General features: G+C 52.0%; 9 protein-coding genes. 6 read left to right on the top strand and 3 right to left on the bottom strand.

The annotated features are described in order from the left end of the window. Position 1: 1 nt before the first annotated feature. The 3 genes from DS731_RS12705 to DS731_RS12695 all read right to left on the bottom strand — a co-directional run bounded on the left by DS731_RS12705 (position 2) and on the right by DS731_RS12695 (position 4,061). On the bottom strand, positions 2–1,087 hold the full coding sequence (locus tag DS731_RS12705) for a mechanosensitive ion channel family protein (protein WP_442858463.1): 1,086 nt from the start codon (positions 1,085–1,087) through the stop codon (positions 2–4). Positions 1,088–1,239: 152 nt separating this feature from the next. After that, positions 1,240–2,562 carry an NAD(P)/FAD-dependent oxidoreductase gene (locus DS731_RS12700; protein ID WP_119501676.1) on the bottom strand — a complete coding sequence of 441 codons (1,323 nt, stop codon included), beginning with the start codon at positions 2,560–2,562 and terminating at the stop codon, positions 1,240–1,242. Between the two features lie 35 nt (positions 2,563–2,597). Then, the gene (locus tag DS731_RS12695) at positions 2,598–4,061 is read right to left on the bottom strand and encodes an aldehyde dehydrogenase family protein (RefSeq protein WP_119501675.1); all 1,464 of its coding nucleotides are present in this window, start codon (positions 4,059–4,061) and stop codon (positions 2,598–2,600) included. Between the two features lie 180 nt (positions 4,062–4,241). Here DS731_RS12695 and DS731_RS12690 point away from each other — a divergent pair, with 180 nt between their 5' ends. The 6 genes from DS731_RS12690 to DS731_RS12665 all read left to right on the top strand — a co-directional run bounded on the left by DS731_RS12690 (position 4,242) and on the right by DS731_RS12665 (position 12,486). After that, complete coding sequence (locus DS731_RS12690; RefSeq protein WP_119501674.1) at positions 4,242–5,396, top strand: M20 aminoacylase family protein; 1,155 nt, start codon at positions 4,242–4,244, stop codon at positions 5,394–5,396. Positions 5,397–5,512: 116 nt separating this feature from the next. Then, complete coding sequence (locus tag DS731_RS12685; RefSeq protein ID WP_119501673.1) at positions 5,513–6,358, top strand: GNAT family N-acetyltransferase; 846 nt, start codon at positions 5,513–5,515, stop codon at positions 6,356–6,358. A gap of 46 nt (positions 6,359–6,404) precedes the next feature. Next, positions 6,405–6,749: a hypothetical protein gene (locus tag DS731_RS12680; RefSeq protein WP_150154285.1), complete on the top strand. Its 345-nt coding sequence runs from the start codon at positions 6,405–6,407 to the stop codon at positions 6,747–6,749. 80 nt (positions 6,750–6,829) lie between these two features. Continuing rightward, a complete protein-coding gene (locus DS731_RS12675) occupies positions 6,830–8,089 on the top strand; it encodes a TolC family protein (protein WP_161599152.1) in 1,260 nt (419 codons plus the stop codon). Beyond that, a complete protein-coding gene (locus DS731_RS12670; protein WP_202980660.1) occupies positions 8,089–9,351 on the top strand; it encodes an efflux RND transporter periplasmic adaptor subunit in 1,263 nt (420 codons plus the stop codon). Before DS731_RS12675 ends, DS731_RS12670 begins: the two co-directional genes overlap by 1 nt. A 9-nt stretch (positions 9,352–9,360) precedes the next feature. Further along, positions 9,361–12,486 (top strand): efflux RND transporter permease subunit, encoded by a 3,126-nt coding sequence (locus DS731_RS12665; protein ID WP_119501670.1) that lies wholly within the window; start codon positions 9,361–9,363, stop codon positions 12,484–12,486.

Raw genomic sequence — 12,486 nt, 5'->3', positions numbered from 1 at the left:
TTTATGATGATTTCTCCGGCGGCATTGTTGCCTCCGGAGATTTCGCTGCAGCCAGTATTGCTGCCGCATTCTCCTGATCCACATTAAGCGCCGTAATAGGAAAGGGGATTACAATACCTTCCTCATCAAAGCGCTTTTTCAGCATCTTGATGAATGCACTTTTGATAAAGAAGCGGTTAAAGTATTCTTTTGTTCTGAGCATCACTGTCAGGTTAATACTGGAATTATCGAAGGTGTGAAACAACACAAACGGCTCGTAGGTTTCTACGCCGTATTCGTGGTGTTTTAACGTATAATTCGCTACCTCCAGACAAATATCTTCCACCTTATCCAGGTCAGAATTATAGTGCACGCCCACTTCCACGGGCACAGACAATTCCCGCTCGGGATAGTAATAGTTGATCAGTTTTGAATTCGACAGTTTACTGTTTGGCATGATCACAATGTTATTTGGCAGCATGCGCACCCAGGTGGAACGCCAGCCAATTTTTTCCACAAAGCCCTGTTCACCTGAATCCAGCTCAATAAAGTCACCGATGCGGATAGGTTTATCAATTACCAGTTGCAAGCCGGAGAAGAAGTTTTCCAGGGTAGGCTGAAGGGCCAGAGCCACTGCCAGAGAAGTGATCCCCAGTGACGCAATGACCGGAGTAATAGACACACCCATAGTGCTTAAAATTATCAGCAGGGCCAGTGACACGAGTATGGCGCGGATGGCGCCGCCGGCAATGCCGCTGGTATTTTTAACCAGCGTGGACTGATTCTGATAGCGCCGTAACGAATAGGTAAAAAAGCGCTCAAAAAACAGAAACAACGTGAGGATCAGACCGGCCTTCACCACGTGATCCACAATGGCTGCAATGTCTTTGTCTATGATACCAAGCCATATGAGCAGAAACCGGCCGAGTACAATAATAACAAGGAAGATAAACAGGGTAAGAGGCGCATCCAGAGACAGCACAAGAATGCGGTAAATACCTGCCATGGAGCTGTCCTGAGAGCGGGCTTTTCGGGTTAACCGCACCAGGATAATGCGTTTGGCGATGAAGAGTAGTGCAATGACACACAACAGTGCGCCCAGGGTCATTGCTTCCTGAGTCTTAAGAAATGCAGGTATCGTCATATTGAAGGACTTCCGGCAATAGCAGAACAGGTTTGTTTACTGCTTTTGCCGGTAAACGGTGCAAAAGCTGCACCATTCTCTGATAAGTCCGGTAAGTCATGCCCGTCTGCGGGCGGCTAGATCGCACCTACTTCAATTTTTGAACCGTCAGTTAACCGTGATAAACGATAGGCGGTAGCATCTACCTCAGGGGTATTGTTCACTACCAAATCGGCGGCAACTTTCGCTAGTCCGGGCCCGAGACCGAAGCCATGACCTGAACAGCCTGCAGCGAGATAAAAACCTTCCAGGCCATCGACTTCAGACATCACCGGAATGGCATCCGGTGTACAGTCTACATAACCACCCCAGCTTTCGCCGATTTCCATGTCTGCCAATTCAGGAAAAATGGTTCTGACCGCATGTAAGGTCTTTTCCAGATTACTTTTCACTGGTGCCGGATCCAAAATGCGGTGTTTTTCCATGGGGGACATCTGCGAGTTTTTCCAACGGTTAATTGCTTCAGGGCCGGAGACAAACGAACTGCCGATCCCGGCCTGAACTGCTTTTAAACGCTTAATAAACATGGGCATAAAGGGTTTGGCAAAACGTATGCCCTGTGGGGTAAATTCAAGCAGTGCTGTGCCGCTGAGGGCGACGGTATACGTGCCGTCCAGGCGACGGGTTAACGCCACGCCGGACGTGTAAATGGCTTCACCGATGTTCTTAATGGGTTTGGAGCGGAATGCGGTTTGTCTCACACTGGCCTGGGGAAAGATAATACCGTGATGACGGCAGAACATGGAAGCCCATGCACCGGCAGCACACAGTACCCGCTGAGTTTGAATGGTGCCTTTTTCAGTGATGACGCCGCTCACTTTACCGCTGGTGATATCTAAACCCCGCGCTGCACAATGCTGATGAATGGTGGCACCCAGTGCCCGTGCACCCTCCGCTATCATGGGGGCAGCAAGGGCAGGCTCACCTTTGCCGTCATCAACAGAATGCACACCGCCCAGCCAGCTTCTGCCATTGGCCGGCATTTTTTCATTAGCCTCTGCTGCACTCAGCATGCGGGTGTTTACATCAAACTGCTTTGCCGTTTCACGCCAGGCATCCCATTCAGCAAGCTGCTGAGGATCGTCAGTGGCATACATCAGGCCGCAACGTCTGAAACCAAGATCTTCACCAATATCACGGGACATTTCGTCCCACAGGCGCATAGAGAGGCCTGATGTGGGCAGTTCACGGGCATCACGGTTTTGCTGGCGGCACCAGCCCCAGTTACGGCTGGATTGTTCTGCACCAACCCGTCCTTTTTCTACCAGCGCAACGCGGTAGCCTTGTTTAGCCAGAAAATAGGCGGCTGATGAACCAATAATACCGCCACCGATGATCACCACATCGGCGTGTGAAGGTAAGGTGTCATCGCTGGCAATGTGCTTTAACTGTGGAGACATGCTTTTTCCAATTTTATCAGGTTAACGTGATAACGTTATTCGGGTTGTGCGTAGCCGACGATGGCTTTGGTTTCCAGATATTCTTCTAACCCTTCCACGCCGTATTCACGGCCTGTACCGGATTGTTTGTACCCACCAAACGGCGCTTGCGGGTCCCAGGCCGGATAGTTGATGTGCACCTGACCGCTACGGATTTTTCTTGCGACCTTGCGGGCCAGCGTCAGATCCTGTGACTGAACGTGTGCGCCCAGCCCGTAAACGGTGTCGTTTGCGATTAAAACGGCTTCATCCAGTGAATCGTAGGGGATTAAGCAAATCACCGGACCGAAAATTTCTTCCTGTGCAATGGCCATATTGGTGGTGACATCACTGAATACCGTCGGTCTGGCAAAATAGCCTGTTGGCAGATGGTCAGGTTTTCCGGTGCCGCCAACAATGCAACGTGCTCCTTCGTCTAACCCTTTTTGAATCATTGTCTGCACCCGGTCAAACTGCGCCTTATTGGCAAGGGGGCCGTGGGTCGCATTTTCATTGTCTGCCACATCCAGAATAAACCCGTTCACCGCAGCAACCGCTAACGCTTCTACTTCCTCAAGGCGCTCACGGGGAACCAGCATGCGGGTTGGTGCGCTGCAGGACTGTCCGCAGTTTCGCATGCCGGCTGCAATACCAGCCGGTACTGCAGTATTAAAATCCGCATCCGGTAACAGCAGGTTCGGTGATTTACCGCCCAGTTCCTGAGCGACACGTTTCACTGTCTTTGCCGCGGCCTGTGCCACCAGAATACCAGCCCGGGTTGAGCCGGTGATAGAAATCATGTCCACATCACTATGTTCAGACAGGGCTGTACCCACCACTGCACCATCACCATTCACTAAATTAAACACGCCGGCCGGAAACCCTGCTTCATGAATCGCCTGTGCAAAGGCAAGAGCACTTAACGGAGAAAGTTCACTGGGCTTTAAAACCACAGTACAACCGGCAGCCAGCGCCGGGGCGACTTTGGCGGTGATCTGATACAAAGGCCAGTTCCACGGCGTTATAAGTGCAGCTACACCAATGGGCTCTTTGACGATGGCGGTGGTGCCGCGTAACTGTGTGAACGGGTAGCGCTGCAGATTGTCCCGCGCTGTCTGGATGTGGGCTTTGGCCAGAGGCACCTGAGCATTACGTGCATAGGTGAGCGGGGCACCCATTTCAGCAGAAATCAATCTGGCAAAAGATTCTGCCATCATATCAAATTGTGCTAACAAGCGGTCCAGCAGAGCAAGGCGTTGTTCAGCGGTAGTTTCAGACCAGCTCTCAAAGGCGGCCCGCGCTGCGGCGACGGCGTTGTCGACATCCTGTTGACTACCCATCCGGACAGACGTTAACACTGATTCATCAGACGGGTTGATAACATCCACACAGGCTGTGCCTTGTGTGTCGACCCAGGCTCCGTTGATGTAGCTTTGTGAAACAGGTAAATCCTGAATAAGAGAGGAGGTTGCCACTTGCATAAGAAATCCGGCTGAATACTGATGGTGAAAAGTCTACCTGTTTTACAAAAGCATAGGTTGCCGCAGATAACTATGTCACAGCAAAAAATGTTGCTGCAGACTCACTAAACACGTCGAATGCGCTGTAAGAGATACGGTAAACTGTGTGAAACAGCAAAGTATACCGCAGCGGAGTAACCCATGGGCACCAGCAATTCCATCGATGATTTGATACCGTCGTTAGTCACATTCAGACGGGACATTCATCAGCACCCTGAACTGGCTTATAAAGAGTACCGCACCGCTGAAAAAGTGGCTGAGGCCCTACGCGCGCTGGGTTTAGACGTCACGACAGATATCGGCGGAACAGGTATTGTGGCGACTCTGACAAAAGGCGACGGAAAGAAAACGTTGGGTTTGCGCGCCGATATGGATGCACTGCCAATTCAGGAAAATACCGGTTTACCTTATGCGAGTTGCCACGACGGTGTATTCCACGGTTGCGGCCATGACGGACACACCGCCATGTTGCTCGGGGCGGCACAGCAGCTCAGCCGCGCCGGCAATTTTAACGGCACCGTCCGGTTTATTTTTCAGCCTGCGGAAGAAGGCAAGGCCGGTGCCAGGGCCATGATTGAAGACGGGCTGTTCGAACAATTCCCCTGCGACAGGGTGTATGCTTTGCATAACTGGCCGGATTTACCCGCCGGCACCATTGCTACCCGTCCCGGCCCGATCATGGCGGCGGCAGACAAATTTGAGATCACCGTAACAGGCAAAGGCGGCCACGCAGCATTACCTCACCAGACACCTGATGCCATTCTTACGGCCAGTGAATTAGTCAGTCAGATCAACACCATCGTTGCCAGGCGTATTCCTGCCACGGCGACGGCTGTGGTGTCGGTGACCCGCATAGAGGGCGGCCATTCTCACAATGTATTACCGGCTACAGTCTGTATTACCGGTACCGTACGTACGTTTGATCCAAAGGTACAAAACGTCATCGAGCAGGCAATGCAGCAAATTATAGAGGGCACAGCGAAGGCCAGCGGTACTGACATTAATCTTGAGTATGACCGTTACTACCCAGCTACCATTAATCATCAGCAGGCAGCAGAAGATGCGCTGGTGGCGGCCAGTGCAGCAGGAAAGGCCCTTGCAGCGCCGGAAGCTGCATTTACCTCTGAAGACTTTTCTTTCATGCTGCAAGCCTGTGAAGGCGCGTATATCTGGTTAGGGCAAGGCAAACCTGACAAGCATGTTCCGTTGCATCATCCTGAGTTCGACTTCAATGATGATGTGCTGGCAACCGGCGTTTCTCTGCATTGTGCGCTGGCGGAGCAATATCTGCGGTGACAGGCAGTGTTTTCAACATAACATGCTTGTTGAGAGGTATTATCATTTAAGAAAGTTGATTGAAAACGCAGGTACTTAGTTTTTGCGTTTATCCCCATCAGGCAGAGGATGTAACTATGACGGGAAGCCCATTCACAGTCAGAGCCATGCAGGCAACGGATTTACCGGTTTGTTTATCATTTACGCAGGCCGTTAAGTGGCCACACCGCGATATCGACTGGCAACTGCATTATGAAACCGGTAACGGCAGCGTAATAACCGGTGAGAATGATGACATCGTTGGTTGTATTCTGTGGTGGGATTACGACAACTGCGCAACCGTAGGTCTTGTTGTTGTGCCGGATCATATGCAGGGACAAGGCCTCGGCCGCCGGCTGATGAACACTGTGATGTCACAGGCCGGTGACAGAACATTAATGCTGGTGGCAACCGAAGCGGGTAAGCGCCTGTACGAACAATGCGGCTTTTCAGTAACTGATAACGTCACTCAGGTGCAGGGGACACTAACGGGGTTGCCAATGAAACCTGATGTGCCGGATGTTATATCATCCATGAAACAGGATGATATTCAAGATGTTTTTTCTTTCGATGCCCTTGCTTATCAGTGCGATCGCAGTAAACTGCTCGGAAGTTTCTTCCCGCTGGCACAGGGTGTGGTAGCGAGAGACGGTGACGCCCTGACAGGCTTTGCTTTTTTACGTACCAGTGGCCGTGGTCAGACAATCGGCCCCGTAGTAGCAGCATCAGAAGATGTGGCAGAAGCCCTAATTCTCACATTGCTTGAGAATGTTGAAGGTTTTGTACGTTTCGACTTAACCGGCTGTGCAGAAGGGGTGAAAACCTGGCTTATGGATGCAGGACTTCAGCAAGTCGATTATGTGTGCGTAATGCAAAAAGGTGAAAAGTCACAGTGTGACGGCTCCCGCAAAGTGTTTGCTTTAGCCTCACAGGCGTTTGGCTAAGAATTTGATGAGAAGGCTCAGTGTGGTTTCAACCCGGTTAAGATCGTTGATAGTCGTTCTGCTTATGGCATTTTGTTGTCAGAGCATGGCGTCGGCGTTTGATAATCACGAAGCCCATCAGTCCGGTACTGAACACCTTACTTTCGAACATGGTCACGACGACGATGCCGGCGGTGATGTGAGTTTTTCTCAATCCTTTGATATCAGTGAAGATGGCGGTGCGTATGACTGCCATCATTGTTGCCACTGTCATGGTGGTCATCATGTTTTCCTGCCCGTGGTGTTATCATCATTGCATGTAGATGCCATGAAACACCGGGCCCGTGGCAACCCTTCTTCAGCCGGTGACGGCTACCTTTCCAACCTGTTAAGGCCTCCTATTTCTGCTTAATTCCGGCGCAATCACAGCGCCTGTTTACAGCTCTGTTGATGTCAACAGACAGCGTTAATTACAGAATTAAGAGAAAAACTATGCAAAAACGTGTCACTACGGCTGCGCGTGTTGTCGCCGCCTGTGCATTCATGATTGTTTATCCGTCTGCGTCTGCAAATGAATCTGCAGACTGGGCCAGTATGACCTTTAGCACCATAAACGGAAACCCGCAGTTACAGGCGCAACAGCGTGCGGTGTCAGCGAACCGGTATGGGCGTAAAGCCGCATCCCGGCCTCTTTTTAACCCTGAACTGCAAACCAGTGTGGAGCGGGAAGGGGTAGAAACCAACTATCAAATCGGACTGTCCTCGCAGATTGACTGGTGGGATGTAAAACAAACCCGTACTGATGTGGCAGAGGCGCAGTTCTCACTGGCAGAGGCTGAGCTTTCCGCTTTGACAAATCAGCTGCTTGCCCGGCTGGTTGATGCGCAGCTTAATGGCTATCTGGCGCGCAAAGCACTGGCGCTGGCATCTGAGCAGGTGAGCCGTGATTACGCCATGTTGTCTTTGTCCGAGCGGCAACTGGCAGCGGGTGAGATTGCACAAACCGATGTTGCCATTGCGAAGGCTATTCTGGCTGACAGCCTGGTATGGGAAGGTGAAGCCAGCTTTGCGGTGTTGCAGGCAGAGCAAACACTGGAACAACTTGGTGTGAGAGGTATGGTTTTTCCCGCCATTCCGGATGCTGTCTGGCAAGATGAGCCGGCGTTACTGCAGGGAAGTGACATTATGGCTTTGCCGCAATCACAGGTTGCCCGGTTCAGCTGGCTGGTGGCAAAGCAACAGGCCGCGAACGAACGTCAGGGAAATAAACCCGTTCCGGTTATTGGTCTTGGCGCCGGCAAACAAGCCGGAGAAGGACTGGTTTCACTGAATGTGTCTGTGCCCCTGCAGTGGCGTAATGATTTCAGTGATGCTAATGCCGCCGCGAATGAGCAGGCGCTGTCGGCTGAGCTGATGTTTAAAAACACCTTACAGGCACAAAAAAGCGCCGTGTCTCTGGCGTACCGGAATGCACTTCAGCACCGTCAGCGTTTTCAGCGCTGGCAGCAGCTGTCAGCAGGTCAGCTCGATCAGCAATTCAGTGTGTTGCAATCCCGTTATGCGCAGGGTGATTTAAGCATGGCGGACTATCAGAATCAGATCACGCAGTTACGCCAGGGAAAACGGGCCGCGCTGGCGCTGGAAACCGCCTTTAAAGAAAGTCATCTCACCTGGTTGCAGGTCACTGCAACATTACCCTCATTACTTACCGCAATGCCGGCACATAAACCGGGCGCAGAAGGAACACGATAATGAATAAATTAAGTCACTTATTCCGCTTTACGGGGTTATCGCTGCGTCGCACGGTATTTTCTCTGTCAGTCATACTTTTCTCGTTCACAGCGACAGCGCAGGAGCACAGCCACGCTGAAGAACATTCTCACGAAGAAGCGCGGGAGCATCAGGATGAAAAGCTTGATGAAGAAGATGGGCACGCTGCTCATGAAGAAGATGGTCATGACGAAGACGGGCACGATGAAGACCATCATGATGAGCATGGCGAGTCAGCAGCAGTTGTTTTGTCTGAGGCTCAACGGCAAATGGCAGGGATCCGTTTAGATACGTTAAACCTGCAGACGTTAAGTGCTTCTGCCTATGCGCCGGGGGAAATTAAAGCTAACGGTTATCAAAGTTACATCGTGTCGCCACGGGTAAGCTCAGTGGTTACCACACGGTATGCTGCGTTAGGTGAGCACGTGAAAGCAGGTCAGCCTCTGGTGGGCCTGTTCAGTGAAGAGATGGTGACCGCCCAGAGTGCACTGCAACAGGCGGCGACCGAATGGTTCCGGGTAAAGCAGCTTGGTCAGCAGGCGGTGGGAGAGAAGCGCTTTGTCAGTGCACGGACGCAGTTCAATGCGGCAAGCCGCCGTTTGAAAGCGTTTGGCCTGCGTAACGATACTATTGATGCTATTGCCGGACAGGACGACTATCCGCTGGGTGAATATACGCTCTCTGCGCTGTCTGACGGTGTGGTGATGCAGGATGAATTTAATCAGGGCCAGCGTATCGAAGCCGGCCAGTCACTGATGCTGATTTCGGATGAAGCAAAATTATGGGTTGAAGCGCGGCTGCCTGCGCACAACGATCTGCCGTTGAAAGTAGGCACGGAAGCGGTGGTCATGGCCGGCGGCCTGCGGGCCATTGCTACTATCACTCAGGAAGCGCATACCATCGATCCGCAAACCCGCACACGGGTGGTAAGGATGGATCTGAATAACCTGCGCCATCAATTTCATGCCGGCATGTTTGCCGATATCTATTTTCAGTCCCCCTTTGCTGAAAACGTTCTCGCTGTACCTGAGTCTGCGCTGATGCGTGATGCAGACGGTGAGTGGCAAATATTTGTTACCGGTGAGGACGGCACGTTGCAGGCACAAACCGTGACATTAGGTAAAAGATTCGGTGAATTTCAGCAAATTTCCGGTGTTGAATCCGGTGTTATCTATGTGTCATCCGGCGCATTCTTTGTGGCATCTGAAATCGCTAAAGGCGGTTTTGACCCGCATAATCACTAGGAGAGCGCCGTGTTTAGTAACATGATTGATAATGTGGTGCGTCTGCGCGCACTGTTTTTACTTGCGCTCATTGCACTGTGCGGATTAGCCGCCACCATGGTACCGCAATTAAACCTTGATGCGTTTCCGGACGTCACCAATGTTCAGGTGGCAATTAATACTGAAGCCCCCGGCCTCGCTGCTGAAGAGGTTGAGCAACTCATTACGTATCCGGTTGAGGCTGTGATGTATGCGTTGCCCGATGTGGAAGAGGTGCGGTCCATTTCTAAAACCGGTTTGTCCGGTATTACGGTGGTGTTTAAGGAAGGCACCGATATTTATTTTGCCAGACAACTGGTTTTTGAACGCCTGCAACTGGCGGCACAAATGATCCCTGAAGGTGTGGGAGAACCGGTTATCGGCCCGAATACGTCCGGGTTAGGGCAGGTCTATCAGTATTTGCTGATTGCAGAACCGGGCTCCGGTTATGACAGTAAAGCACTGCGCAGTTTGAACGACTACTTGCTGAAACTGTTGCTGATGCCCGTTGACGGGATCACTGATGTGTTGTCTTTCGGCGGTGAGGTGAGGCAGTACCAGGTAAACGTGTATCCAAACCGGCTGTTGTCTTACAACCTTACTCAACAGGACGTGATTAGCGCACTGGAGAAAAATAACAATAACGCCGGCGGCTGGTATCTGGACCGTGGCCCGGAACAGCTTGTTATCAGAGGGACCGGCTGGCTGGGTAGTGGCGAAGACGCACTGGCCGCCATGCGCCAGATCCCGCTTAAAAACGAGGGGCAGGCGCTGGTCACCGTAGGTGATGTGGCAAATGTCGAAATGGGCGCCGAGATCCGTCAGGGTGCGGTAACCATGTCAGTCAAAGACGACAACGGCCGGATCATTAATCGTGGTGAAGTGGTTTCAGGCGTTGTGCTGAAAAGAATGGGGGCCAACACTAACGCGACAATCAATGCAATTAATGCGCGGTTGCCCGTCATCGAAAAGGCCCTGCCGGAAGGTGTCACCTTTGAGCCTTATTACGATCAGGCTGATCTTATCCATCAGGCGGTCGGCACGGTGGTTCAGGCATTAATTCTGGCATTCTGCTTCATTGTTGTGGTTTTGGCCTTATTCCTGCTCAGCGCCCGCGCTACTTTCCTGGTATTGCTGTCGATTCCGGTTTCCATTGCTTTCGCACTCAGTGTGCTGAGTTTGCTGGGCATTTCGGCAAACTTAATGTCCCTCGGCGGTATTGCCGTGGCCATCGGTATGCTGGTAGACGGTTCGGTGGTGGTAGTTGAAAACCTTTATCAACGGCTGCGTGAACAGCCCGGAAAATCCATGGCGGATTCAGTGGTTATGGCCACCAAAGAAGTCGCGCGGCCTGTATTCTTCGCTACACTCATCATTCTGGTGGTGTTTACCCCATTATTCAGCTTTGAAGGGGTGGAAGCCAAGTTGTTCCAGCCCATGGCCGTAGCCATTATGCTGGCACTGATTTGCGCGGTCATTGTGGCACTGATTTTTGTACCCGTTCTGGCGACGTACGTGTTGTCGTTCAGACCCGTACGTGTGCGGGAAAACCGGATCCTGAACAGTCTGGAATTGCGCTACAAAGCATTGCTTGAAAAAGCAATGCATCGACGGAAACTGCTCGTTGCCGGTATGGCGGGCTTGTTGGTGATCACTGCGTTCATTATTCCACGCCTGGGCACCGAATTCGCACCGGAGCTGGAAGAGGGGACAATTAATCTGCGGGTGACGCTGGCGCCGTCTGCCAGCTTGCAAACCGCACTGGACGTGGCCCCGAAACTGGAAGCCTTATTGCTGGAGTTTCCGGAAGTCACCTATGCGGTGAGTAAGATAGGCCGGGCTGAAATTGGTGGTGACCCTGAGCCGGTAAACAATATTGAAATCTATATCGGCTTGACGCCCCAATCGTCCTGGACAACAGCGGATACCCGTACCGGCCTGCAAAAACACATGGAAGAAAAGCTGGAAATTCATCCGGGCTTACTCTTTAACTTTTCTCAACCCATTGCCACCCGTGTGGACGAACTGTTATCCGGCGTTAAAGCGCAGCTTGCTATTAAGTTGTTCGGGCCGGATCTTGCAGAACTGGCCAGCTACGGGCAACAAATCAACGATGTGGTTGCGCAGGTTGCCGGAACACGGGATGTAGCCCTTGAACAAATATCCGGTGAAGCCCAGCTGGTTATCCGTCCCGACAGGCGGGCGCTCAGCCAGTACGGTCTGAATGTGGCTGATGTGATGGGGCTGGTACAGCAGGGACTTGGCGGTCAGGAAGCCGGTCAGATCATTAACGGTAACGAACGTTACGATATTATGGTGCGGTTCGCCGGCCCTTATCGTGACAACATTCCCGCTCTGGAGGAATTACGTCTGTTATCCGCTCAGGGGGCGAGGGTGCGCCTGAAAGATGTGGCAAGTATCGAAATTGAATCAGGCCCGCCTCAAATCCGCCGGGATGATGTTCAGCGGCGGGTGGTTATTCAGGCCAACGTGGAAGGCCGTGACATGGGCAGCGTGGTTGCTGATATCAGCCAGCAGATCGACAGCAAAGTGATGTTACCCGCCGGATACACCGTGCAGATTGGTGGTCAGTTTGAAAACCAGCAACGGGCCATGCAGCGTTTGTCGGTGGTGGTGCCGTTGTCACTGGTACTCATTGCGCTGTTACTGTTCTTTGCGTTTAAGCGTGTGGATCAGGTGTTGCTTATTATGCTGAACGTGCCGCTGGCGGCTGTGGGTGGCGTGCTGTCATTGTTTGTCAGCGGGCATTATTTGTCTGTGCCCAGTTCAGTTGGCTTTATCACCTTGTTCGGGGTTGCAGTGCTTAATGGTGTGGTCATGGTGGAGAGTATCAATCAGCGCAGGCAGAGCGGTACAGATCTCAACCAAAGTGTACTGGCCGGTGCAGCTTCCAGATTGCGACCGGTTCTGATGACGGCAGCAACATCGGCGCTGGGTCTGGTGCCCATGCTGCTGTCAAACGGTATTGGCGCTGAAATTCAGAAACCGCTGGCTTCAGTGATTGTTGGTGGTCTCATCACCAGCACATTGTTAACGCTGGTGGTTCTGCCTGTTTTCTATCCCTGGTTTATCCGTGAGAATAAAGCTGAATCCTGA

The sequence above is a fragment of the Alteromonas sp. RKMC-009 genome (assembly GCF_003584565.2).
Lineage (GTDB): Bacteria > Pseudomonadota > Gammaproteobacteria > Enterobacterales > Alteromonadaceae > Alteromonas.
The sequence above is the reverse complement of the archived record's forward strand: the minus strand, read 5'-3'. Positions and strand labels throughout refer to the sequence as shown.